The sequence below is a fragment of the Acidobacteriota bacterium genome (genome assembly GCA_016196065.1).
GTDB lineage: Bacteria > Acidobacteriota > Terriglobia > Terriglobales > Acidobacteriaceae > Acidiflorens.
Genome location: JACPYL010000018.1, coordinates 1 through 25414 on the forward strand (window position 1 = coordinate 1; position 25414 = coordinate 25414).

Consider the following 25414-nt stretch of genomic DNA (forward strand, 5'->3'; position numbering starts at 1 on the left):
CGGCCTGCGCAGTCTGTCGCCTAGTGATCCGCAATATCGCGGACGCTACACCGGTGGTCCGGCAGAGCGCGACGCCGCGTATCACCAGGGAACCGTGTGGCCGTGGCTGATGGGACCATTCATTACTGCCTACGTGAAGGTAAATGGTGGGAGCACGGAGGCTCGCTCGCAGGCTGCAGAGTGGCTCAAGCCTCTTCAAGAACACCTGTCCGATGGCGGACTGGGACAAATCTCAGAGATCCTCGATGGCGATGCGCCCCAGAGGCCGTGTGGGTGCATTGCTCAAGCCTGGAGCGTTGGAGAAGTGCTGCGGGCGTATGTGGAAGATGTGAAGGGCTTCAGACCATCAGCACAGGCACCGGTGCGCCCCTCGATTACCCAAACGGCGTGATTGTCACTTCCGAACTAAACCCACCGCGTCGCCAGGTTCGACCTGCTCGCACGGCTGGCCGGCCCAATACCGACACGCAATACTCTCCAAACCACAATCGATTTCGGTGTAACTGAGCGTACCGACACTCTCGCGGTGCACGCACAGACTAAAAGGTCCGGGGCCGTTCGCGTGAGAGGCGTGCAAACGCCGCATCCATGGCAGAGTTCCAGCGTCTGTCGATGTCCACGCAGCCTGGCAGACTTCTCCGCGCTTCTCCGAGGCCCGGGCATCGGACAGGCTCGACGAAAACCAATGCTGTGATCTCCATTCACGCGCGGGTGTTTCCAGCTTCTCTTGATTCCAATTCCATTCGCAGATCATCTGCCCCGAGGGAAACACGCCCACCAGTCGGAAGGGCCACACGTCGCTTAGATCAAGCCCCGACAAGGCGTTTCGTACTTCCGCCAAAGAACTACAGCCGACGAGCGCGGGAATTACCGCGCCGCGGCTGCGCGCTTTTTCCGTGGTGGGCTGCGGTACGTCGTTCCAATTCAGAAGCGCAAGGGCAATGCCGCGCTCGTTTACGGCTACCCATGTACCGCCAGCGCTGTTGCGGGGATAGACGACGCTGGTTCCTTGCAGATCGACCTTGACGGGCGGTACAGCGTCGTTTCGAGTTAGTTGCTCATCGCGATTCATCGCGAGAGAGTAGCCGTTGTCGCGGGTGACGATGGTCAGAGTACACATGTTGGATAGAACGACGACCGCATTTCGACAACGCTAATCCGCTGCTGGATATGCCGCAGATGTTGCCTGATACAACTTCCAGTCTTTCAGAAAATCAATGAATGATGGCGGCCGGTGCCCCAAGTCGCGATTCTTCCGGCCGATGCTATAGACCAGTTTCCATTGGCGATAGAGGGTCTTGTAGGCCGTCAGCAACGAATTCCGTTCATCGTAGATATTCGTCGCTTCAGACGCTGCGCCGTTCAGTTCGATGATCTTGAAGGTCTCACCGCGCAGCAGGTCCTCGTCGCTGGAGTAGCGGATGTCATATCGACCGATGAAGAATCCCGGAATCCTCCGTGAAATCTTATCGATACGGTCGCGCAGCGCCTCCGATGCGAGATGGCTGCCATCCCGAAAGATGCAGCCCTGGCAGTGATTGCCGGCTTCCACCAGGCGCACTCGCTTTCCAGTTGGTAACACGCGTCCGCGGAGATCGGGAAATCGGGCGCTGTAAGTGCTGGAAATCAACGATGCGCGGGGATCGGCGTCGATCAGCTGTTCGAACGTACTCATACCGTCGCCGACCACTGCCGGGAAAACTTTCTCGGTGATTGCAAAAATCTGGCCACGCTGTTGTCCGGGGAAGCGATAGTAGAAAACGCCGATCTCTTTCTGGTCACCGACATAACGCTGCAGGATGATGTCCGACGCGACCTGTGTCAGATATGAATCGACATCAGCGGCGCAGTTCATCAGCTTGAAGCCTGCCCCGCGTTGTCCGACGTTCGGCTTGAGGACAAACGGATAGCCAATCCGCTGCTCTGATCGCAAGCGATCTACCGCCTCTCGGCGCTGGGCAACATTACCGGCGGCGATGAGACAGCCGTCCGCGACAGCTTCCGGTGCAACTTGCATCAGGGCCTGCAGGATTTCAATTTTCGATTCGCCAACGACACCTCCGTTGCGAAATGCGGGGTTCGCGACGGTCGGCAGCGAGAATCCGCGATACCGAAGTCCCAACCACACACACATCGCTGCTACCGGGGGATAGAACATCCACGCGGGCCAAAATTCCCAGCGTTGATATTTCCTGATCAACAAACCCACGCGCTTGAGAAGGGCTGGCCCTCTGCTGAGAAAGGCCGGAGCCAAAAGAAACGCTGCGATGAGCAATCCGGGCGCTTTTCGTCCAGTTAGCCACGGGAGTCGCGGTGCGTAGTGCCAGACACCAAAGATCGCGGCTACCCAGATCGCTGCGCAGATGCCAGTGATGATGCTGAACAATCGCGCCGGCAGTTTGAGAATGCCCGCCGTCACGTAGAGGGGCAGGCGGCTTCCTGGCAAAAAACGGCTCATGACAACGGTTAACGGGCCGCGTTTCTTGAACCAAACTTCCGCCTGGACGAGTGTTTCGTCCGAGATAAAGCGTCGCGACCAACGAGCCGTAGCGGCTCGACGGCCCAGACTCGATCCGAGCGCGTAGAGTCCCATGTCGCCAATCCAGATTCCCAGAAAGGCGCTGACGAATCCCAATCGCACGTCTAACTTCCCGGCCGCACCGAGTGTCGCAGCGAGCAGTGTGGCGCCATCTTCATAGGCAAACGTGAACAGGAAGATCGACAGCGCAAGGGTGGTTTGCGTCTCCGGGAATGGAAGATGGGGAAACATGGTCAGTTTGCCTGAGCTTCGAGATGTTTCAGCGTTGAGGGGGCAACTCCGAATTCGTAGGGCAACTGCACGGCCATCGCGGCAGCGACCAGTTTCAGGATTGCGTAGTGATGGATAGCGTGGCCGACGCAGAACATGACCTCGCGCGCCACGTTGGAGTCGACAGCGAGCGCGGCGCTATCTCCATAGCCGACGCTGTAGACGACAGTGCACTCGCGGCCAAGTTCACTCACGGGCAAGTTGCGGAACTTGCGAATCAGTTCTTCCGTGGCGAAGAGCGCTTCCATGGAAGAGTTCTCGATCTCGCGATTACGGCGGCGCTGATCGTAGTTAATCTCACTCGTCGCCAGCCCATCGAGCAGGCATACAAAGTGTTCGAGCACGTGGCGGTAGTGCGCGCCGAGCGTGGAATTGTGCGGACCGTCCTGCCTGCGAGTGTAAGTAGCATCGGTCACGCTCTTCAGCAGAGTGCAACCCTGCTGCAAAACGTCCTCGACCGCCGACAATAGAGAAGCAGGTTTCATATCAGAACCGCTCCCCGAGTACGGGAATCTGTTTGCGATGCAGGTAGAGCGCGACTGCTGAGGTTACAACCACGGTGACTGCTAGTGCGAACAGCAGTCCCTTGTCTCCCTGCACCTCGATGCCAAGGAACGTCAGGTGACTGACGATTGCGCCGGTCGTGGCCGCGATGGCGAGCAACGATCCTGCCCAAGCGAAGCGCGGCGTCAGCAACAGGATCGCGGCGATCAGTTCCAACATGCCCGACCCGATCCGTCCCCACTGCTCGGCAAATGCCACGGGCACGAACGATAGATAGCCGTGCAGAAATTCTCCGAGCTTGGTGAAGATGTAGACCGATTCCGGCGCAGCCGTGAATTTGAAGAAGAGCGTCTGCAAAAGAATCACGGCGGCGATGATCCGGCAGACCCAGCCCAGAATCAGGGCTGGAGTCGCCGTCGTCTTGTTGGTGGTTGCGATCGCATGGCTGCTCATCGAGTGCTCCTTTACTTGCCGTACTTATCAACGAGGCCGGGCCAGTTCTGGTCTGCCTTATTCAGACTGCCCTGCTGGTCCTTGTTGAAGTTGTTCTTAATGTCGAGGTCGTACTGCATCAACAGCCGACCGTTGACGATCTGCCAGGCCTCGATCTTGACCGGGGCGCGATTGCCGCGGCTCACGCCGTAAGCGCAGTACCCCCCGAATTGTGGTTCATACTTTGCCGGGTCCTTGTCGAACGCGGCCTTGTGTTCCATCGAGACGAAGTAATATTTCGCGCCGTTGTAGTTCGACTGAAACATCTCGTTTCCTTGCACCGGACGTTGATCCATAAAAAACGCCACCGGATCGTATCCCTGGATGGCCAAACCGCTGCGGTCCAGGTTGAGCAATTGCTTGCTCGCGGCAAAAGTAAACACGGTGCTGAACATTAGAATCGTCAGAAAAACCTTTCTCATTTACTGCTCCTCCACTTTCTGAGCTGGTCTGAAACTCTTAAACGGTGAGACTCGGATGGAGGGCAGAAGTTTCAGTTGGAAGAGGGGCTCAACAGGAAAACATTCACATTGCGAATGTCTACAAATCGAGCGCCGTGGGGAGGGCTTTCGGCGCTCGACGTGCGATTCATCGGGCATGCGTGCCCGAGCCTTCGCTGTGCGTGAGATTCAGTGTGCGGAGGAAAGTTTCGCCGCGAGCGCGATATTTTTTGCCACGAGAACCATTTTCTTGCCTAACGTCGTGGCTGGATGGGATGCCGGGAGGCCGTGAGCCCGTCGGGTTGGTGTTTAAGGAGCTGTGGATCCACCGTCAGCAGGTGCTGGTCTCCGCGCTCGAATACTTCGCCTTGAATAATGAGTGGCTCCGCGACGAATTCTCGTAGTGCATCGCGGTTCAGCGCCTTTCCGTCCGTTCCGACAAGCAGGAATTGCTTGTGGGTGGCGATGGCGATGAAAATTGGAGGAATGCCGCCGCTCAGACAACGCGAGGCGCAATCACGATGGACCTTGCCGCTGCCGGGATTCATGACGCCCAGGTAACACTTGCTATCGACGATTTCACCGGTCATCGTGACCACGTCCACGCTGCGCGTAGGCAGAGCTGGCGGGGTCTCTGACTCTCGCAAGGTGATCGAGCCCGGTTCGATCTCGATCATGGTTACTCCGTCGCGATAAATCAATTGCCCACCCAGGCGAACCGATTTGCCGACCCAACCGCTCACAAGATCGCCGGCACCATGCTTACCTGGAGCGACGAGAAGGTACTCAGAGTAACGGTCCTCCGCAGCCGTCTGGCCTGGACGAGCCACCAGCAAAACAGCATAAGGCTGCGCTTGAATGACTCCTTCGAAACTGCGCGCTTTGCCGAATTCGAATGCAGAGGGCGGAAACGGATTTTGGCCACGGAGTAACAGTAGAGCAATTGCAACCGTCACCAGTGCCAGTCCGATCACCACCCGACGAGTGAAGCGCGCTAATTCCGTGGGCGCCTTGGGGAGATAGCCGACGTAAAAATCGTTCATCGCGTCTGCTCCTCACGGCACTCGACCTGCGCTGGCTCGACATAAGTTCCGGGTGCATTGGGTTTCGGATGAACGAAGACCGTTCCTTCGATCACCTTAACCAAAAATGTCGGGACTTTTTCTTTGAACGGAGCAGGCGCGGCGCCTGTCTCAGGCCGATATTGATAGCCATGCCAGGGACAGGTGACGCACCCGTCGATGATTCTGCCCTCACCAAGCGGTCCGTTCTGATGCTGGCAGACGTTCGATATAGCCGACACCTTGCCTTCATAACGAAAGACGGCTACCCGTTCACCCGAAACAGAGACCATGGTCGCGCACTTTTCCGAGATGCGATCGACGGGGCACACCTCCACGAAACCTTCTTCGGTAGCGTGCAATTTTGCGCGGTCGATCGTCTTTTCACGAAGTGCTGCGGCGAGATGAAGCGAAAGCACGATGGCCACACCAACAACCAACACGCTCGCGAGAATCGAGCTGGCTTCTGACTGAAGCGCGCCCAGCACAATATGCGCGACCAACAAGGCGTAGGCAACGTACACCATCATGTGGAGCCGTTTCCAGGTAGGAGCGGAAAGGTTACGCAGCCAGAAGTCATGGCTAGTTGCAGCCATCAAAAAGAGAATGAGAAGCGCGACAAAGCCCAGCGCCTGAAAGGGAAAATCTGCGACGCTTCCATAGCGCGGATTGCTGACGAGCAAGCTGAGCAATGGATTCAGATTTCCCAGGGCATGAAATTGGAAAAGTGCAAAGCCGCCATGCGCCAGACTCATCAGGAATGTCGTGACACCCAGATGACGCCGGTTGTACAGCAACGGCAGGAATCGACGATCCAGCCGCGCCAATGGACCGATACACAACACGATATTCAATAAGAGGAACGCGCTCGTGCCGAACGCCCGGATCAGAAGCGTCTCGGCTGTCGCATTTGGATTCACCAACGCTCCGACGCCCACAAATAGTGCGAGGTAGATAACCAGAAGCGAACCGAGAACGACGTCGTAGATTTTTTTCTGACGGTTCCAGCCGATCGCTCCGTATTGGACGCTCATGGAAGCTTCTCCACCCTGGCGAAGTCGATCACAGCCTGATGAGCGCCGCTGTACAGAATCAGGTAGCCAGCGCGGTGCTCATCCAGTTGGAGTGCGAATGTCTTGTCGGAAGCAAATGCACCCATCAATTGGGCTTGCGAGGGCACGCCACTTGCCGCCGGAGCCGTCAACGACCAGTACAGCAACGGATCAGGCTCGTCCACCGATTGCACTGGATGCAGCACCACATAGAGGATGCGGGCAGAGTCTGCAGAACTGTAAAAGTTGGTATGGATCTCGTGTTTTTGCCATAGCGTGTCGGACTTCCTGACTAATTGAGCCGAGGCGGGAAGTTGCGAACTATGCCCCGAGGATGCCACCACCTGGGGACGGCGTGCCGCGAGCCCTGTAATCAGGACCGCCGGCAGAACAAATGCGAGTCCGAGGAATGCGCGGCGATGAACGGCTCTCAGCGGTTGATTCATGAGGTGGTCCGGTGGGGATTCCTTTCCCCGGGAGGCTCCTCGACCCCTCGCGCCAGGCGATAGAGAAACATCGGCCAGAGTGCGGCGACTCCGGACAGGATCAGCAATCGGAAACCAAGGCCGGCTCCCTGGGCTTCTGAATCCACCCGTTGCACACCCCGCCACACGAAACGAATGGCGAACAACAGTCCCAGCCCGGCGTAGGCAGCAAGGGTGTAGACAAACGAATTGGCTAGAGTCTCAAGCACTTGTGATCGGTACGCCGGGAACATTCCACTGTTTACTTACGCTTCGCTTGTCGGCTCCGTGAGCCTGGAGCTTCTGCTGGCTGTCGGATTCCGACCGTGAATAAAAGTTGCGGCTAAGCGCAAGGAAAGAATGAAGCCGGGACTCTTCGCCAATCACCAGTTCATTGTCCAGCCACACGCGGTACCTGGGCTCGAAAACTAATCCTTGCGACACGGAGATCCCGGAGGATCTCGCGCAACTTGTTGAGGAAATTGGTGGCGGCGGTAGGACTCGAACCTACGGGTCGCCGCGGAGCGCGAAATCACTGGACAAGGAGTCGGAATATCCGCGAGCGCTGATCGAGGGACGAACCCCGGTGCGAGGGGTAGTGGTCCGGGAGTTCAATAGCGCCGCGCGAGAGTTTCTCGAGTGGTCAAAGGCGCACTATCGAGCACATCCTTGGCCAGAAACTGCGGATGTCGGCGAACGCACCGAAAGTTGTTTTACAACCCACGGGTTAAAAACCACGATTATCTTAGAGAGAGCCTCATCAACAGATGGATAACGGGAGGGGATCACGATTCGTTAGGAAGGCGCTCCCTGTCTCCATTCCAATCATGAACGACTGAGATTCCATCGCTTGGCCTCACTAGACATGCGGGTCGACACTGCTAAGCGGCAGGGTAGGCCCGTATCATAATCGACTTCTTTGCCGACCGCATCCACACACACTGCTTTCGCTCACAGTCAGCAAGCCTCCACATGGGACGTGGAGCGGAAGAAGTAGGTTTTAGTTCCGACGGCGGTTGACAAGAGATTGCTGGTAAGGCTACGCCTAGCACGCCCGACCCTCGTGTCTGTGGCCCAGGAACTGTTCCAGCAACGCCATCACTACGGGAAAGCCGGGTGCGCCTGTTCGGTCCAGCTTGGTCTTTGCCGTGGGAACCCAGTTCAATAGGTGGCGCTCCAGGAATTCAGTCTCGGCTCTAGCGAGCGAAACGGCGGTGGCTTCGTCCGATGCGTTTTCGTAGGTGTAACGAAGAGCAGCGAGGAACTCCAACTGAGTGACAAGGTAGTCAGGGACAGCACAGCTTGGGTCCGACTTGAGGCCGAGAACCTCGTAGAAGTAGGTATTCTCTAAAGCAATTTCTTGCGCGGGATGAGTTTTGTCGTGCGCTGACTCGAAGAGAGGCACCGGCGGCTCGGGTACGCCAACGTCGAACAGAGTGATATATGCGGACTCGTAGAGTTCGTAGCTAGCGAACCATTCAAAACCGGGGAACTCACCCTCACATTCCAAGCGCTTCCACAGATCACAGAGCGTCATCGGAACGGAAGGCTGCCCCAGGAAATTGAAGCACTCGAACGTGGGGGACGCAAAGACCAGCGCAAAAAATCGATAGAGGTCGTTCTGCTGCCAGTCGATCGAGGTGACAGCGTTCTCGTCAGTAGCGATCATTTGGATCGCGCCTCCTATTTCTGAAACTCTGGCTCATTCCAAAACTTGCCACACCGAGAAATATTTTCGGCCGTCACGATCTTTCTGGCTCCCGTTCCAGACAGCGAAGGCCACGGTCGTCCCGGCGGCCAGATCGGGCAGCTCGAAGATCACGTTCCATCGGTCGTTCTGATAGGAACTGCTTGCGGGGAAGGGTTTACCAGTGCGCTTGGTTGTACTGCGGCCCTGTGCCTGCATCACCATAGCGCCGCGCGTGGCATTCCAGTAGTAGATTTCGACGGGGTGTTCAGCGTCTCCCATTTGTAAAGAGGGAGCAATCGTGTTGATGTCCGACTTTTCGGGAAACATGACTGCAGCGGCGTCGAAGAACCGATCGTCGGCTTCGGTCGGGACTTTGCGGAAACGGGTCTCTGGTGGTGTGTTGGGGACTTCTGCGAGCGTGACCGCGTCGCGTGTTGGATCGTGCCAGCTGAGCTGAAACAGCAACTTTCCACCCGAACGAGCAGCACGGACGTCGAGGCTCGGGATCTCCGGCGGTGCGGGCTCGTCGGTATCATAAAGCGGAGGCGTGCGGTTCAGGGCGACATGCTTCACCGCAATCTGACTCCATGCTCCGGGGCCGCCATTGAGCAGAGCATCAGCGCTCGCTGAGGACGCAGGCACGGGCAGCGACTGCCCGGCAGCCGGTTTCGCCCCGGTCTGTGCCCACACGGTGGAGAGCACCAAACCGACTGAGACAGTGATCACAAATTGGCGAGTTCTCATGGATTCTCCTACAGCTGGATCTGCACCAACTGGGGCCGCACGCGGTACCGCGTCTCGGCATCGCGGCCGATCAGCAGTTGCAGTGCCTCACTGCGCCCGCCCTCCTGGGTTTTCTTGAGCTCCGCCTCCAGGCGCACAATCACATCTTTCACCTCCGGCCCGAAGAGGTAGATAAGGTAATCGAGCGGCACCCGCGGGTCCTCCTGAATGCTCTTGCCGTAGTTGTCGCGTTTTGGCGGATTGAATGGCGGAACGTAGAAGACGTTGGGCTGCGTTCCCTTCTCCGGGAAGAGAGGCAGAGCGATCTTGTGTACCAAAACCAGCTTGTGCACAGGAGACTCGGGATCGTCGAGTATGCCAACGAAGCGCAATCGGCCCGGACACTGCGCGGCGCAGGCGTTCACTTGGCCTTTCTCAAGCCGCGGATAGCAGAAGATGCATTTCTCCGATTTCCCAGTGACCTCGTTGAAGTAGATCTTCTTATAGGGGCACGCCTTGATGCAGTAGCGATAACCCTGGCAGCGCTCCTGGTCAATCACCACGATGCCGTCTTCGTCGCGTTTGTAAATAGCCTTGCGCGGACACGCCTCCAAACACGCAGGGTGCGTGCAGTGGTTACAGATACGCGGCAAATAGAAGAAGTAGTTCTCGTCTTCATTCATGCTGCCCACATCTTCGTCCCAGTTGACGCCGGACTCCGGCTCGGGCGAGGGCATGACTGGCTGCTTCTTGCCTTCATACAGACGCTGTTCGTAGTTGTATTCCCAGGCGTGGCCGTAGTCGTCCATGGTGGGCAGCGGGCTGGGCTGGAGCAAGCCATCTTTCCATCCGCCGCCGATACGGTCCCACTGGCGCGGATAGCCAAGGCCGGGACGGGTCTCGACATTGTTCCAGTACATGTAGCCGGTGCCGTCGCGGTCGGTCCAGAGTTTCTTGCACGCGATCGTGCAAGTCTGGCAGCCCAGACATTTGTTCAGGTCCATCACCATCGCATATTGGTGTTTTGACATGGCTGCCTCTCCTCAGACCTTCGCCTTCTCAACGTCCACCTTGATGTCGCGGTTGTTGCCGGTCGGCCCCCAGTAGTTCAGGCGGAAGTTGACATGGCCGTACTTGCCGATGAGCTGGGTCGGTTTGATCTTGATGTAGGTGAGCGACTGCCATCCGCCCTCCTTGAACCCAAGGTATTTTTCCCAGCCGTGATACATCGTGACGCGGCCGGGCTTTTCGCCGGGCAGGATCTGCAAGCGGCAAACGCAGTGGCCGACTTCATTGTGGATGCGGACCCAGTCGTTGTCTTGTAAGCCGCGCTTGCGCGCGTCGTCTGGATGCATGTAGACAATAGGTCCGCCGCGCTGCAGCCGCAGCATGGCGCGGTGATCGCGCCACGTGGAGTGGATCGACCAGCGCCCGTGCGGCGTGTTCCAGTAGAGCGGATATTTTTCGGCAACCGGCTCTTTGAACGTCGGCAGTTGCTCGCCCAGTTCGATGTACCAGGGATGATCGATGTAGAACTGCTGGCGCCCCGTCAAAGTTCGCCATGGGCGCTTCTTTTCAAGCTGATGCTTGAAGGGCGTATAGGCAATGCCGTCTTCAATGTCGCTGTTCCACGATTCGGGATCCGTCGCGATGAAGCGCTTCGGTTTCTCCTGCAGTTGCTTGTAGGTCATTCCCTTCGTTTCTTCCGCGTTCCCGAGGATGAAGTCCACAGCCTGTTCGTCACTCTGGATCTTCCCCTTGCCCGTCCAGTCGTGCGCGAGCTGCGTGAAATCGCGGTTCCAATCGAAGGCTTCGTCGTGGAAGGGTTTCAGGCCTTTCTTGGTTGCAACCTCAGCCATCTTTTCAGCCAGTGCACGGAAAATGTCCCAGTCGGTCTTGCTTTCAAACAGTGGCTCACAAGCTTTGCCGAACGGGTGAATGTAGCTGTGGCAGTCGGTGGAGTTGATGTCCACCTTCTCGTAGTAGCTGGCCGCGGGCAGCACGACGTCGGAGTAGAGCGCCGTCGTGTCCATGCGGTAGTTGATGTCGACAATTAGATCGAGGTCCTTCCACAGTGACGACTCGATGATCTCGTTGCCTTTGGCCTGGTTCAGGTAGTTGGCTCGCCACACGATGAAGGCGCGTGGCTTCTTGCCGTTTTTCGGCCAGAGCGGCATCCATCCGTTCTTCACGGATTCCTGGATGTACCACTCGATCGGCTTGCCGTTATAAAGATGTGGGTCCTTATTCGAGGAGTGCACATAGCTCCACAGCGTGGTGTTCTGGAAGCGCTGCTTCTTGCGGGTTTCGGGAAAGGCGAGCTTAAAGAAGCCTTGCTCGGGCCAGAGGCGCTCCTGTCCGACGTAGTGATTGAATCCACCGCCATTTTTGCCGGTGTTTCCCGTGAGAGCAACCAGCAGGATGAAGGAGCGGTTGGTCAGATCGTTGTGGAACCAGTGATTGGTGCCGGCACCGTGGATGATCATCGCCGGCTTGCGCGTGCCCAGATCTCTGGCGAAGAGTTCGATCTCGTGGGCGGGCAGACCGGTTCGTGCGGCGACTTCATCCACCGTGTATCCGGCAATTTCTTTCTTCAGGAGTTCGAATACGGTGGTGACTTCAGCGGTCTTGCCATCGGCGAGCTGCACGTGGAACGTGCCGGTCAGCGCGGGATCGGCACCGTTGAGTTGGATGGTCTTCTGATCCGATCCCATGGAACCGGGCGTTGGCACTGCCTTCTGCTGCTTCGTATCCCAGAAGTAGAAAATGTCGTCCTTGCCACCTTTCTTGAGATCAGACTCGCGCAGAAAGCGGTTCGTGCCCGGAAGCACAAGCAGTGGCATGTCCGTTTGTTCTTTCACATACGGCGCGTCGATGAGGTTCTGATCGATCAGCAGCTTGGCGACGCCGAGCGCGAGAATGCCGTCGGTGCCAGGGTTGATCCGGAAGTAAAGATCGGCATGAATGGCGCTGGAGTTGTAGTCCGGAGAAATGCAGACGAGCTTAGCGCCGTTATAGCGAGCCTCGTAGGCGAAGTGGGCGTCGGGGATGCGCGTCTGCGAGATGTTCGATCCCCAAAGCACGATGTATTTCGAGTTGAACCAGTCAGCGCATTCGCAGGACTCGGTCTGAACACCCCAGGTCAGCGGCTCACCCGGGGGCAGGTCACAGTACCAGTCGTAGAAGGAAAGGAAAACGCCGCCAATGTAGTGGGCAAGCCGCGAGCCTGCGCAAAAGCTGACCGGACTCATAGCGGGGATGACACTGAAGAAGGAATTTGTATCTGGGCCATGGTTGTAAATATTGTCGAGCAGGTTTTCGGCAACCATGGTGAGCGCCTCGTCCCAGGTAGCGCGGCGCCACTTGCCTTCTCCCCTTTCGCCTGTGCGGATCAACGGATAGCGCAGGCGCTGCGGGCTGTATACGTATTCGGTAAAGCATCCACCCTTCTGGCATCCGCGCGGATTGTAATCCGGAAGATCCGCATTGATACGCGGATAGTCGGCCGCCTGCTCCTCGCGGACCATCACGCCGTTGCGCACGTACACCTTCCAGGAGCAGGAGCCGGTGCAGTTGGCCGAATGTGTGGAACGGACGACTTTGTCCCACGTCCAGATCTTGCGGTAGAAGTCCTCCCATCCGCGATAGGGATAACTGCGCAGCGGATCAAAGTCTCCCGTTAGCGTGCTCAACACCGGTTTCTCTTTACGCGAGCAACCGGGGAGGGCGAGAGTAGCAGCCGTTATTGCGGCAGTTCGTATAAAACTGCGTCGCGAGAAGGGCTTCTTAGGTTCGTTGTTATCGCTCATGGTTGATGCCCCGAAGGCGTTCCTGAAATCGAGTTTTGCGCCATAGATTTCTGCCCTCTTTGCTCCCCTAGCGTGCGCAAGTAGGCGAGCAAGTCCGCAACCTCCTGATCGCTAAGCGCTGGAGCGTCTGCACGCTGGAAGGCGGGCATGGCCGTTGCCACTCGACCGTTGCGGATTGTGCGTACGATAAAGTCGTTCGTAGCAGCCTGCTGAAACACGGGGTTGCCAATCTCCGGTGCGATTCCGCTGCGACCGTTCATGCCGTGACAGCCGGCGCAATTCCTCAGGAAGAGGGTGTGACCGCGAGTGGAGTCACCCTGCAGGATTAGTGGAACCATTGCCGGGGCTACCGTAGCACCCGTGCGGAGATACTCAATCACCCCCGCAATCTCTTCGGGAAGCAGTCCACCCGCATGCGGGCCCCAGGCAGGCATCTGCGTGCCAGGTCGTCCTCGCTCGATGTTGGTCTGGAAGTATTCGCGAGTTGCGGCTGCAATCAACGAGGCGCCGCGAATCGCCGGAATGAAGCGGTTGAATTTCTTGTCCCAACGGGTGTAAGCGCCGTTGCCGTGGCAGGCAGTGCAGTACTGCCTGTAGACCTGTTCACCGGTCAGGGGAACGGGATGGAGCGAGTGGTATTTCTGCTCGATCTTGTCAGGCGCAAGATAGCTCTCGGGCACATCCCGTTTCCACTGCGAGAGCATGTACGCGGTGAGCGCCAGTGCTTCTGGCCGGGTGACGGTTGGATTGCGCATCAGGCTATCGGGAACCACGCCACCGGGATCGCGGAGGTGAGCGTTCTGCCAGTCCCATGTGGTATGTGGCGGCTTCAGGTTCGTCATGATGAGCTGGTGCTTGGTCTTCGCACCTTCATTATCGAGCGCAGGTCCGAGCGCACCGCCGCGTCCACCAAGCTTATGGCAGGAGCCGCAGCTTTTCTCCTGATAGAGCTTCATGCCGGCAACCAGCAGCGGAATCTGATCGGGCGGTAACTTTTCTGCGTCGTGGCAAGTAACGCATGTCGCCTCGGTTAGCTCCGGCGGCAGCAGAGGGTAGTCCCAGAACACGTCTTCAGCTTTCGCTTCATTGAACGTCATGGCCGCGCCCTGCCCGTGGTGACAGACCGTGCAGCCAAAGCGATCGACGGGATGCTTGTCGAGGATGTGACCGGGATGAGCGCGGTGGGGCTGCGGCACGTCCGTCATGCGAGGATCGTCAATGCCGTTGTGACAGGTAACGCAGCGGTCCACGGTGGCGAGCGCCGGGATGCTGGCCTGTTTCATCTCGACGCGGAACTTGGCGAGCAGTTCGCGGCCGCGGTCGTCCGTGGCTTTCTCGCGAAGAATGTTGCGGTACTCGTGTTGCACGGTTTGCCATTGCGCGAGGTAGTTCTCGCGCACAGCCGCACCCACCAGATAAGCGATGGTGACAATGCTCGACACCAACAGGAGCCAGCGATAGATTCGGGATGGGTCTGTCATCGCATTTTCCTCAGTGCACAGGCCACTGCGAGGGCCACCAGTAAAAATGCCAGTTTGGTCCGCGATGGACGGTCGCGAAGTACGTCAGCAGAGTGAAGCTGACCAGGAAACAGGTGAACAGCGCCACCGCCGAGAGCCGTACCGAATCATTGCGTTTCAGGATGAACAGCGACCAAGCAGCAAAGATCAACACCAGCAGCGAACCGGGATTAATCGCGATGATCCAGACCTGGTGAATGTTCGGAAACCAGCTGCGCAGCCAGCCGTAGTTCACAGTGAACGCGAGCATGCCGACGGTCACAGCGCAGGCAAAGAGTAAGGATTGCCAGAACACGGAGCGCTCACCGCTAGTGCCGAACCACGTGCCTTCACCTCCTGGGCGGCGATCCAGAAACGGGATCAGCGCAAGTCCGACCAGGACGATCATCGGAATCAACATGCCTCCCATGAACGCCGAATAGGAAACCAGTTCCTGAAGTCCCAGGAAGTACCAGGGCGCCTTCGCCGGATTTTCCGGAACGGCTGCGTTCGCGAGTTCCTTCAGAGGCGCATCGTAGTAGTAAGACAAAATCAGCGTAGTCGCTACCGTAACCATGAAGACCGAGAGCTCGGCCCAGAACAAATGCGGCCAACTCATCACCGTGTTCTCAGGCCCCCGATTCACCGGCGGGCGCTTGCCCTTCACGAGCGCCATCAGTCCATAGGTTTTGGTGGCAAGCGGTTGGAATACAGGCCGGCGTTCTCCGCCCCATTCGGCGAGTCCGCCGGGCGGATCTTCTGGCTTGGCAAGGCCACCATCCTTTCGAATTCTCCAGAAGTGCACGCCGAGCAGCGCGACCAGTGCCAGCGGAAGAACAAAAATGTGGAGGACGTAAAATCGAATCAGCGCGTCCTGCCCGACGTAGTTTGCACCCAGCAAAAGGCGTTTTTGGAGGCCACCGGGATCGAAGAATTTCGTGATGCCGATGGCATCGGTGAATTCACGCGGTGAGTTGGCGATATTAGAGCCGATGGTGATCGCCCAGTAAGCCAACTGGTCCCAAGGCAGCAGGTAGCCGGTGAAGCTCAGCGCCAGGGTGATGACGAGCAGTCCGAGTCCCACGAGCCAATTGAATTCACGCGGCTTCTTGTAGCTCGCCGTAAAGAAGACCCGTGCCATGTGCAGCAGGACTACCAGCACCATCAACTGCGCGGACCACCGATGAATGTTGCGGATGAAGCGTCCGGTAGAGACAGTGAAGTGAATGTCCTTGATGGATTGATAGGCCAGATCGGTCGAAGGTTTGTAGTAAACCATCAGAAGCACGCCAGTGATGATGGTGATGATGAAACTGGCCGTCGCCATCAAGCCGAGTCCGAATGTGAGTGTTGGCCTAAGCGTCCGCACGTGTACGCGAACGCTGTGGATGTGCAGAAAGAGATTGTGGAAAGTGGCCTGTGACTCCTCGCGCTCCGATTCGGGTGTCTTGCCCAGGCGGAAGCAGGACTCCTTCAATGTCCGAGGTAGATCGTGCAGGTTGTGAATGAACTCTCGCGTCGCGCTCTCTGCCACGGTATGCCTCCTACACGCTGTACCGCGTGCCCTCTGGGACCTCGTTGTCCGCGTTGACGATCAAATCACCGTTCGCGGCACGACTGACCTCCAGCCAGGGCAGAGGTCGCGGCGCCGGACCACCCACCACGCCGCCTTTGCTGTTGAAACGGGAGCCGTGGCACGGGCATGCAAATCCATCCTTCGAGCGCGCTACCGTGCAACCCAGATGAGTGCATGTGCTCGAAATCGCGTAGAAGCCTTCGTCGTCGCGGAACAGCACCAGGTTTTGATCGGTGAAAGCGGTTTCACTTCCAGCTGAAAATTGCTCGGGCGGCCCGAGTTTGAAGCGGCGCACCGGGCCGGGCAGCACTGCGGGGTTGGGCAACCGCAACATTCCGGCAGCCGCGGTGCCCATGGCTGCAAGAAAACTTCCCAACGACGCGAGTGTAAGAAAACTGCGCCGGTTAACACGGGGTGGATCTAGACGGGACATGGCTTCCACTCCTTGGCAAAGCTGAACTTCTCCATGGTGATGGCCGTAGTGGGACAACGCTGCGCGCACAGCCCACAGCGAATGCAGCGTTCTTCGTCCTTGATAATGGCGGAGAGGTCTGCAGGGTCGAGGCTTGACTCTCGCGTCGCGGTTTCAAGTTCAGGCGAAAGCGCTAGCCGGTCGAACGTCACCAACTTCAAACACACCGTGGGGCAAACATCCACGCAGCCGCCACACAGGATGCAGCGTTCGCCGTCAAAAATAGTGTTGATGCCGCAGTCGAGGCACCGGCCAGCTTCGGCCAGAGCCTCTTCCTCGTTGTAACCAATCTCAACCAGAGCAGAGGGGTTTTTCAGACGCTCTTTCGCCGAGAGAGTTGGAATGTGCAGTCGCGAACGATGCTCGTAGTGTTTTTCACGCTTATATGGCTCAACAGGAAAATGGAACTGGACCTCCTCTTGCGTGATTTCCTTGCCACGCAAGAAGCGATAGACGGAACGAGCTGCCTGTTTTCCGCTGGCAATGGCGTGGATCATCAGGCGCGGCCCGTAAGCGATGTCGCCCGCGATGAAGACTCCCGGTGCCGAGGTCGTACAAGTCGCAGAATCGTTGACGATCTGCTGGGCAGAGCGCATCTCGATCCCGTCTCGTTGGGCGTCGATAAAACTGAGGTCGGCAGATTGCCCGACCGAGAGAAGAACGGTGTCGCCCTCGATCTCCGTCGTAACCGACTCATCGAACTTGGGCGCAAATCGCTTGTTTTCGTCGTAGACCTGACTGCAGCGCACGAACTTCACGCCCCGCACGAACTTTTGACCATTCCTCTCCTCGAACAGAATCTCTTTTGGTCCCCAGCTGTTGTGGCGGGTCACGCCTTCTTCCTGGCCTTCAAGGATCTCCACCGTATCGGCGGGCATCTCTTCCAGAGACTCCAGGCAGACCAGGTTCACCTGCCGCACCCCAGCCATGCGGGCCGCCGTGCGCGATACGTCGTACTCTTCCTGTCGCAACACAGTTCGGGCAACGTCATAGGCCACGTTGCCACCACCGATTACGATCACTCTCTGCCCCAGGGAAACGTCCTTGCCCAGTGACACATCCCGCAGAAAATCGACACCGCCCATCACGCCGATCGCATCCGCATTGGGGATCGGCAGGGCCCGGGATCGCTTGGCGCCACACGCGATGATGACGGCGGCATAGTCCCGACGAAGGTCCACGAAGCTGACGTCTCTCCCAACCTGTGTGTTGCAACGAATCTCGACGCCCAGAGACTCAATCACTGCGATTTCCGCCCGGATCAAGTCGCGCGGAAGGCGATATCCAGGGACGCCGGTGTAGAGCATCCCCGCAGGCTGTGGTTCCATTTCCAAAATCGTCGGGCGGAATCCCATCAGGGCCAGGTCGTGCCCGGCAGCTAGACCGGCAGGACCTGAGCCGATGATCGCGATCCTCTCTCCGGTAGGTTTGGGAAACTCGGCGTTCGCAAGAAACTCGACCAAGTGGCTGAGTTCCTCAAGATCGTCACACTGGCGTGTTTCATTTTTGCTCTTCAGGTAGGGAAACACTTCACTGCCTGCATCACTACGGGTGTCGCTCCCGAACTTCTCGCAGACGAAGCGCTTGAGCGCCCGAATGGAAATCGGCTGATCGATAGTTCCCCGGCGGCAAGCCGCCTCACACGGGGCACCGCAGATGCGTCCACATAGAGAGGCCAAGGGATTTGGCCCGCGGGCAATTAGGTAGGCTTGCTCGTAGTCGCCGGCAGCGATGGCGCGCACGTACCCGCGTGCATCGGTATGCACCGGACAGGCGTATTGACACTTGATCTGTTCCCGCCAATAGGCGGGGTCGGCTACGCGGACGCGATATTGCGTATCAGTATCAATCATCGCTCGCCTTGCTTTAGGGCTAGAGTCTTGCCCCCAAGGGATAACCGTCTGTGACCACAATCACGGACCACTGTTAGTCTCAAAATCCTGAATGCACCCGCACTAGAACTTCCAACTGAGCTCTCCATAGCCGAACTGGCCTGTGCCTCCATCCGGATAAATCTTCTGAATCACCGCTCGCCCAGTGGCAACCGCGTAGTATCCGGTCAGAGTGACGTGTGGATTGACTTGATAGTCCGCGTTCGCGTCGTAAACATTGGCCAGACTCCGGATTCCGCCGCTCGGGCGACCGACAAAGCCGAAGGTGGAAGACTGAAAAGCTCCTCCCCCGGAGTACCACAGGTCATTCTTGTTACCGAGTCGAAGGAAATGCGCATCCGAGCGGATGGTCCACTTCGGATGAGGACGCAGAATCACTTCTGCAAACGCATCCTGGTTGTTCATCAGGTTGTAAAAAGGAAACCGCGCGTAGATCCGGGGCGTGGGTAGCACCTGGAAGAAGGTTCCGTGTTGCCCGTCGGCAGGATTGTCGTCGCCGGTGCTGTAGAAATATCCGCCACGAAACCATGGTTTGAGTTTCCATACAGGCTGGAAGCCGCCCTCGATGGCTATGGCTCCAGCGTGGTGATCCAATACGCCCCAACTGCCGACCTGCCAGGTTCCCCAAAAGAGCAGATCGGCCGTCCCCCATTCGGTGTTCAGCGTCTGCAGATAGTTGCCGCCCAGGCTGGTGATGCGGATGTTGTGCTGGTCTGCATTGCGCGCGGACACGGGGCGATTGTCTACCTTCAGGACCGGCCGGCCATCGTGATAACTCAGCGCAAAAACGCGCCATTCCCCAGGTGACTTTTTCCCGACCGAGCGCGTCACCGCACCGTACATGACATCTGTGTCCAGTTCGCCCCAACCGTTGACTTGGAAGACGCCCTGAGTAGCACGCGCAATCAGCAAGGTGACATTCATGCCGGGCGTTGCGCGTACGTATTGAATTCCGTCGAAGCTCCTCCCCACATGGGAAAAGCCGAAATTTCCAAGCAGGCGGTGGGCAATCCGGTCGCGCTTCAAAACCGAGAGCGTGGTGTCCTTGGGAGCAACTTCAGCCCCATCAACGAACTCAAATCGGCCGAAGCGCAGGCTGCTCGCTTGGTCCCCGAAAATCGCCTTCAGACGAACGAACCCCTGCTTGGCGAAGAAGTACGCTGCGGTGGAGTCATGATTGGCTGCGAAGTAGCTGGCCCCCAGTCCCAACTGCCCTTGTGGCGGGGAGGCGACGGAATTTTCCGGAAGACCGAGAAGAAGAGGCTGGGCAAATTCCACCTGCCAGTCCCATCGGGGCCGTTCCTGGCTGAAGGTTAGTCGCAGTAGCGAGGCGAAGTACGTATAGTTGGGCTCGGCGGCAGAGGTATCGAACCAGTCCCAGACCTCCGGGCGCACTCGCAGGCTGCCAGAAAAGTGGATTCCAGCAATCGTGAGCGGCGTGGATGGTTGGTTTTGTGCGCTGGATCGACTACCGCTGGCGAGCAACCATAGCGCCAGGGTGGCGCCAATGGAGGCCCTTTTCCGCATCTTCCTGTGAGGACGTTGGTCCACCGTCGTCTGCCTCAACAGACTTGCCAACCGTGAACGGTACGAGCGTACGCAACAATCAGCTATGACATAAGTCACGGCGTTCTGTGACTCTTGGTTGCCAAACGCAACTTGCTTCTTCAGCGAACATATCTCCCGTCAGGGCGTAGGCACGCGCGCGTGATCCGCCACATACTTCCCGGAATTCGCAGACGCCGCACTTGCCTTTCAGGTTCTTGCTGTCGCGAAGAGCCACGAACATCGGTGAATGGCGGTAGAGGTCCGTGAGTCCCTGCTTGCGAACGTTTCCAGCTGACACGGGCAAGAATCCACTGGGAAACACCTCACCCAGATGGGAGATGAACACGAAACCCTTGCCGTCATTGATTCCGCGGGGCGCGCGGCCAATCCCGTCGGGAGTGCTCATCCCCAACATCGACGGCAGCCGGTGACCGCTGTTCTTGCGCTTCTCTTCTGTCCGGCGCTGGAGCAGGAAGCGGCGGTAGTGCTGGGCCTCCGTACTCTTGATATCAAATTTCACGCGCTGCGAGGTTTCGTGCAGCTTTTCGAACACCTGCTCGAACTCCTCGGCTGAAATCAAGTCGCTCACAGAACCGCGACCGGTGGGCACAAGGAAGAAAACGCTCCAAAGGACGATATCAATCTGTTCCAGCAGTGCAATGATGGAATCCATGTATTGCAGATTGTGCCGTGTGATGGTGGTGTTGATCTGCACTGGGAGCCCGATCTCGCGGGCCCAGCGTACTGCCTGCAGAGTCCACTCGTAGGAACCCGGCACGCGGCGGAAGGCATCGTGTATGTCCGCCGTAGGCCCATCGAGACTAATGGCCAGTCGCGCCAGTCCGCACTCCTTCAACTTCAGAATCGCTTCCTTGGTTAGCAGGGGTGTAGCACTTGGGGTCAGCGAAATACGCACGCCATGGGTCGAAGCGTATTCCACCAATTCGAAAATGTCGGGACGCTTGAGAGGATCGCCACCGGTGAGCACAAAAACGGGCGCTTCCAGCGCCGCAACTTCATCGATCAGCCGTTTACCTTCAGTGGTACTCAATTCAAGAGCGTTGCGGACGGGCTGTGCGCAGGCGCGGCAGTGCACACAAGACAAGTCGCATGCCTGGGTTGTTTCCCAGATCACAACAAAGGGCTCCTGATCAAAGTTCAGTGGTCGCGATGGCGGTATCATTTCACGCTCCGATGAGCGCCAGGCTCCTTCGCGATCGCGCGTGCTGCAGGAGTCGATTCCCAACGCTTCAATGGTTCGGATCGCAGCGGGTTGTCCAGGGCCAATCCCCGAACAGTTTTCGCATCGGCGATGCCCATCGCGTTCCCCTCGTGGTTAGGCTTCATGCCTCATGGCTCCGATTGCTATCCCAAAATTACGGGAGTTACGAAGCCGTGCCGATGACTTTTGTCACAGTGATTACCTGGGCTGCAAGGAGGACTCCGATTCGGAGTATCGTGTTCGCAATGTAGTGTGGTTTCACGACTGCAAGAAACTCGCAGGAAAAGCGCATTGCATCGGATGTTTGGTTCCTCCCCAGTAGCTTGCGGGTTGACGGAGGCACGCCCGTTGCAGTCGCTGAAATCAACCGTCAACTGGCGTAACATCGCGATTGAACCAACAACCCTGTCCAGACAGGCCGACGGGGGTTGTTGGTGCTAACGCCTGTTAACAACAGTTATGCGTTACCGCTTAGATTCTTGCAGCAGAACAACGTCAGAATCCCAGTGACTGCGCAGGACGGCGAGGCTGTTCCCGTCTGGCGACAGACTGAATGACGCGATTTGCTCCGACTTGAGATCCGTGATCGGATGATCCGCAGAGCCTGCCAACGGCTGCACCCAGACATTATCTACTTCGTTCTCCCGGCCCACATAAGCAACGGACTTGCCCTCCGGGGTGAATTGCAGAGAAGTGTCTCGAAACCAGTAATGGCTCCAATAGTGGCTGGCGTCGAGTACCCGTGGCGGTTTTGGTGTTTCGAGTTCAAACAATGCGATCTTTGCTGTTCCCTCCATTGTCTCCGTTGGTTGCCCTTTCTTTATGGCGGTTGCCAGCGTCTTGCCGTTAGGCGAGACAGTCAGCCCATAGAAGTAACTGTAACCATGAGGGACGCCGAAGAGTGCTTCCGATTTGCCCGAGCCATCCAGTGGCACACGGCAGATCTGGCGCCGGACGTAGTCAACGTAGTACACCCATTTCTGATCAGGCGAGCAAACTGGGAAGACATCATATGCTCCGTCCGTTAATTTCACGGGACTGGAGCCGTCCGCATTGGTACGCCAGACACTGAACGAGGTCGTGCCCTTGAGTTTCAAAGGCAGGACGAGGTAGTTCCCGCCGCAAGAGGAGGGGAAGATAACCGCAGTGTTGGAATCCCTCAGGAGTTGAGTCTGACTAGTTCCATCAACTCCCAGTTTGAATAGGTGGAAGAACTTGCTGAAAAAAAGACTGCCATCCGTACCCCAACTCAACGCGCTGCTGTCGATCAATGCATTGGACTCCGAGAGGATTGATCGAGGCTCCCGAAACCCGTTGCCTGCCTTCGAGAGAACTGAAACGGTTATAGGACTTCTCGCCTGAACTGTAGCGAGAGTGCCTCCATCGGCGGAAAGCGTAAGAGTCACATACAAGTTCGTGTCCCGCGTGATCGGCTCTATATCGTCTCCTCCGCTGCGCACTAGTCCAATCTGCCCATTTGTAGAATGCGCGCCTTGTTCCGTGTAACGTGTGAACAGCGTGCGGCCATCGGGCGACCAGCGGATTTCCAGAGGAGTTTTATCACGGAGAGTAGCGAAGCGATGGGACTCGCCTTTGGCAACATCGACAATGTCAATCGCGGCGAGCTGCTGTCCAGGCTTTCCGAGCGAGTAAGCAACTTTGTCGCCCGTCGGTGACCACGCCACGAAGCTAGGGACTTCCGAAGAGAGAGAGCCGGTTCGTAAAACCGTTTCGTTGTTGCCGTCCACTGATGCGGTGAGGATGTGCCACTTACCGGCCTCCGAGTCCCAGCGTAAGTACGCGATGCGCTGCCCATCCGGGGAGAATGTGATCTCGCTGAAGATACTCCGCGCGACCACCTGCGGAGCACCCCCCAATATCGGGGATCGATAAAGGTCTCCGTGCTTGGCGAAGTAGATATAGTTGCCATCTGGCGAAAAGGCGAGACTTCTATAGTGCAAGGCTGAGGGTGGAATGATCTGCGTATAGCTACCAGTGGGCACGTTGCGCAGCCAGAGACTCTGCATCCCATTGTCGTCCATCACGACAAGTACGTACCTGCCGTCCGGCGAGATTGCCGCCGCTCCCGCGTTACCGGTGTGCGTGACTTGCGTAACGGTGAATTTCTGGAAGGGCATTAGCGCGGGACGGTGCAAGAGAGAATAGACGCCGAATCCTGCCGTGCCGAGCAGGATTAATACCACGAAGACTCCTCCTGCGACTTCCCATTTATGCCGCTTCGCGGCAGTGATGACGGAACTGCTGCTCTCCGAGGGTTGAGGCGATGTGTCTGTGGCCGTTCCCACGCCCGCCGGGGTGGCTATGCCACTGTGACGGGACTCGGTATCGCGCTTTAGTCGTTGCAGATCGGTGCGAATGTCGGAGGCGTGCTGATAACGCAGGTTGCGGTTTTTCTCGAGACACTTGTTGATGATGTCTTCCAGTCTGGAAGGCAAGTCAGGATTCAGCCGAAATGGGGGGATAGGAGCTTTGTTCAGAATGGCCTCGAAGATCACTCCTTTGCTTTCCCCACGAAAGGGCGAGGTCCCCGTCGCCATCTCGTAAAGCACGGTTCCAAACGAGAACAGATCGGTGCGGGCATCGAGTTCCTTCCCTTTCACCTGCTCCGGCGACATGTACGCAATGGTTCCGACCGCTGTGCCGGGGCTGGTGAGATCTTCCTCGGACTCGACGGTCGGGGCGCTCAGCGCAACGCTCTCCGGCTTGAGCGTGACCTTGGCCAGGCCGAAGTCCAGAATTTTTGCGTGGCCGCGTTTTGTGATGAAGACATTTGCAGGTTTGATGTCGCGATGCACGATACCAACCGAGTGGGCGGCGTCAAGGGCGTCGGCTATTTCAATTGCCAGCGACAGCACTCTCTCGTTTTCTAAGGGTCTTCCGCTAATGCATTCCTTCAGCGTAATGCCCTCCAGATACTCCATCGCAATGAACGGTTGGCCGTGCTGGTCGTCAGTCTCGTAGATAGTGCAGATGTTGGGATGATTCAGGGCTGAGGCAGTCTTCGCTTCCCGCTGGAAGCGGCTGAGAGCCTGATGGTCTCCGGCTACTTCGTTGGGCAGGAACTTGAGGGCGACAAAACGACCCAGCTTTATGTCCTCAGCCTTGTAGACCACACCCATCCCCCCGTCCCCGAGCCTTTCGAGGACGCGGTAATGCGAGATGGTCTGATTGACCAGCGAGCCCTGGCTTACTGCGCGGTTCGCCATCGGGGAAATCGCTCCTTCCCCTCACCCTCGGCACAATCGTAGGACTGGTGGCAAGGCAAGTCAATGGAGCGCGGAGCAGTTGGCGACAGGTTCGGCTCGATAGTTGGCGAAAAATCGCGATTACACCAACAACGATCTAGAGGCCTTCCTTCGTGTGCTGCTTCCCCCTTAGACATCCTCAGTTGTCTTCGAAAGCCGCTAGAAACTGTGCCACGTCGTCGTAACTCCTACTTGTCGCCAACACCGCTGCAAGCCCTAGGTTCTGGCTCCAAGCCCAGCGGCCGGGCGATTTCGGCCAAAACATTTCTGTGCCGTATTAGGCGCTTTAAGCGTTTTCCTTGACATCGCTTCAACTGTACGCTACCGTATCCGCATGCCATACAAAATCCCGTTTGGGGACAAGATCATCGAATGCGACACCTGGGAAGAAGCCAAGCGCGTAATCCTCGACCAAGACACTGAAGAGGGAGAATTTCTGCCGGCCGACAAAATGCGCCAACATGGGTCCTGGACGGACATTCGGCTTGACCAATTCCTACATCGCCTTGGCCCGGATCAGAAGAAGATCCTCGGTATATTAGTCAATCAAATCCGCGCCACTGCTGAAGATTTGCGCAATGCCGTCGCGGTTGACAGCAACCAAGCTCTTGCGGGTATTATGAGCGGAATATCCAAGCAAGCCATGGCCGTGGGTGTCGGCGCACGCGAGGTTTTCGGGATTGAAAACCGCCGCAGGTCCGGCGTGCTGAGCAAGTCCTTCTTTGTCGCCCCTGAATTTCTAGCCGCCGCCCATGCCGTCCGTTGGCCCACCCCCCCCAAATAAATCCGTTAACACTTGACAACGCTTGCAAGCGTATTATAGCTTTGACTTGTACTCGGGACTCGGAGCCTGGGTGACCGGACCCAGCCTTCCCGAATTCACACAGGAGCAACG

General features: G+C 57.6%; 23 protein-coding genes. 2 read left to right on the forward strand and 21 right to left on the reverse strand.

Annotation, left to right across the window (positions count from 1 at the left end):
• Positions 1-391 (forward strand): glycogen debranching protein (locus HY010_16670; protein ID MBI3477368.1); only part of this gene is annotated, 391 nt, incomplete at its 5' end.
• A gap of 3 nt (positions 392-394) precedes the next feature.
• On the opposite strand, the gene HY010_16675 is transcribed toward HY010_16670, so the two are convergent.
• The 21 genes from HY010_16675 to HY010_16775 all read right to left on the reverse strand — a co-directional run bounded on the left by HY010_16675 (position 395) and on the right by HY010_16775 (position 24450).
• The gene (locus HY010_16675; GenBank protein MBI3477369.1) at positions 395-1120 is read right to left on the reverse strand and encodes an NRDE family protein; all 726 of its coding nucleotides are present in this window, start codon (positions 1118-1120) and stop codon (positions 395-397) included.
• A 33-nt stretch (positions 1121-1153) separates the two neighbouring features.
• Positions 1154-2770 (reverse strand): VTT domain-containing protein, encoded by a 1617-nt coding sequence (locus HY010_16680; GenBank protein ID MBI3477370.1) that lies wholly within the window; start codon positions 2768-2770, stop codon positions 1154-1156.
• Between the two features lie 2 nt (positions 2771-2772).
• On the reverse strand, positions 2773-3294 hold the full coding sequence (locus tag HY010_16685) for a hypothetical protein (protein MBI3477371.1): 522 nt from the start codon (positions 3292-3294) through the stop codon (positions 2773-2775).
• Position 3295: 1 nt separating this feature from the next.
• Positions 3296-3715, reverse strand: a complete 420-nt coding sequence (locus HY010_16690; protein ID MBI3477372.1) for a DoxX family protein — start codon at positions 3713-3715, stop codon at positions 3296-3298.
• Positions 3716-3777: 62 nt separating this feature from the next.
• Positions 3778-4227, reverse strand: coding sequence for a hypothetical protein (locus tag HY010_16695; GenBank protein MBI3477373.1), 450 nt, complete (start codon positions 4225-4227; stop codon positions 3778-3780).
• A gap of 272 nt (positions 4228-4499) precedes the next feature.
• Complete coding sequence (locus tag HY010_16700; protein ID MBI3477374.1) at positions 4500-5288, reverse strand: hypothetical protein; 789 nt, start codon at positions 5286-5288, stop codon at positions 4500-4502.
• The gene (locus tag HY010_16705; GenBank protein MBI3477375.1) at positions 5285-6340 is read right to left on the reverse strand and encodes a ferric reductase-like transmembrane domain-containing protein; all 1056 of its coding nucleotides are present in this window, start codon (positions 6338-6340) and stop codon (positions 5285-5287) included. Before HY010_16705 ends, HY010_16700 begins: the two co-directional genes overlap by 4 nt.
• Positions 6337-6804: a hypothetical protein gene (locus HY010_16710; protein ID MBI3477376.1), complete on the reverse strand. Its 468-nt coding sequence runs from the start codon at positions 6802-6804 to the stop codon at positions 6337-6339. The genes HY010_16705 and HY010_16710 overlap by 4 nt, the downstream gene beginning before the upstream one ends.
• A complete protein-coding gene (locus tag HY010_16715) occupies positions 6801-7076 on the reverse strand; it encodes a hypothetical protein (GenBank protein ID MBI3477377.1) in 276 nt (91 codons plus the stop codon). Before HY010_16715 ends, HY010_16710 begins: the two co-directional genes overlap by 4 nt.
• A gap of 791 nt (positions 7077-7867) precedes the next feature.
• The gene (locus HY010_16720) at positions 7868-8491 is read right to left on the reverse strand and encodes a molecular chaperone TorD family protein (GenBank protein ID MBI3477378.1); all 624 of its coding nucleotides are present in this window, start codon (positions 8489-8491) and stop codon (positions 7868-7870) included.
• A 33-nt stretch (positions 8492-8524) separates the two neighbouring features.
• Entirely contained in the window at positions 8525-9256 is a 732-nt protein-coding gene (locus HY010_16725) for a hypothetical protein (GenBank protein MBI3477379.1), read from the reverse strand.
• 8 nt (positions 9257-9264) lie between these two features.
• Positions 9265-10266 (reverse strand): 4Fe-4S dicluster domain-containing protein, encoded by a 1002-nt coding sequence (locus tag HY010_16730; GenBank protein MBI3477380.1) that lies wholly within the window; start codon positions 10264-10266, stop codon positions 9265-9267.
• Between the two features lie 12 nt (positions 10267-10278).
• Positions 10279-13044 carry a molybdopterin-dependent oxidoreductase gene (locus HY010_16735; protein MBI3477381.1) on the reverse strand — a complete coding sequence of 922 codons (2766 nt, stop codon included), beginning with the start codon at positions 13042-13044 and terminating at the stop codon, positions 10279-10281.
• Positions 13041-14525 carry a c-type cytochrome gene (locus HY010_16740; GenBank protein MBI3477382.1) on the reverse strand — a complete coding sequence of 495 codons (1485 nt, stop codon included), beginning with the start codon at positions 14523-14525 and terminating at the stop codon, positions 13041-13043. Before HY010_16740 ends, HY010_16735 begins: the two co-directional genes overlap by 4 nt.
• Positions 14526-14535: 10 nt before the next feature.
• Positions 14536-16050: a cytochrome b N-terminal domain-containing protein gene (locus HY010_16745; protein MBI3477383.1), complete on the reverse strand. Its 1515-nt coding sequence runs from the start codon at positions 16048-16050 to the stop codon at positions 14536-14538.
• Between the two features lie 37 nt (positions 16051-16087).
• Positions 16088-16552 carry a Rieske 2Fe-2S domain-containing protein gene (locus tag HY010_16750; GenBank protein ID MBI3477384.1) on the reverse strand — a complete coding sequence of 155 codons (465 nt, stop codon included), beginning with the start codon at positions 16550-16552 and terminating at the stop codon, positions 16088-16090.
• Positions 16540-18444 carry an FAD-dependent oxidoreductase gene (locus HY010_16755; GenBank protein ID MBI3477385.1) on the reverse strand — a complete coding sequence of 635 codons (1905 nt, stop codon included), beginning with the start codon at positions 18442-18444 and terminating at the stop codon, positions 16540-16542. Before HY010_16755 ends, HY010_16750 begins: the two co-directional genes overlap by 13 nt.
• A gap of 102 nt (positions 18445-18546) precedes the next feature.
• Positions 18547-20010, reverse strand: a complete 1464-nt coding sequence (locus HY010_16760; GenBank protein ID MBI3477386.1) for an alginate export family protein — start codon at positions 20008-20010, stop codon at positions 18547-18549.
• Positions 20011-20089: 79 nt separating this feature from the next.
• A complete protein-coding gene (locus HY010_16765; GenBank protein ID MBI3477387.1) occupies positions 20090-21214 on the reverse strand; it encodes a TIGR04053 family radical SAM/SPASM domain-containing protein in 1125 nt (374 codons plus the stop codon).
• Entirely contained in the window at positions 21211-21378 is a 168-nt protein-coding gene (locus tag HY010_16770; protein ID MBI3477388.1) for a hypothetical protein, read from the reverse strand. The genes HY010_16765 and HY010_16770 overlap by 4 nt, the downstream gene beginning before the upstream one ends.
• Positions 21379-21717: 339 nt before the next feature.
• The gene (locus HY010_16775) at positions 21718-24450 is read right to left on the reverse strand and encodes a protein kinase (GenBank protein MBI3477389.1); all 2733 of its coding nucleotides are present in this window, start codon (positions 24448-24450) and stop codon (positions 21718-21720) included.
• A 403-nt stretch (positions 24451-24853) separates the two neighbouring features.
• On the opposite strand from HY010_16775, the gene HY010_16780 reads away from it, so the two are divergent.
• The gene (locus HY010_16780) at positions 24854-25303 is read left to right on the forward strand and encodes a hypothetical protein (protein ID MBI3477390.1); all 450 of its coding nucleotides are present in this window, start codon (positions 24854-24856) and stop codon (positions 25301-25303) included.
• The last annotated feature ends 111 nt before the right edge of the window (positions 25304-25414 follow it).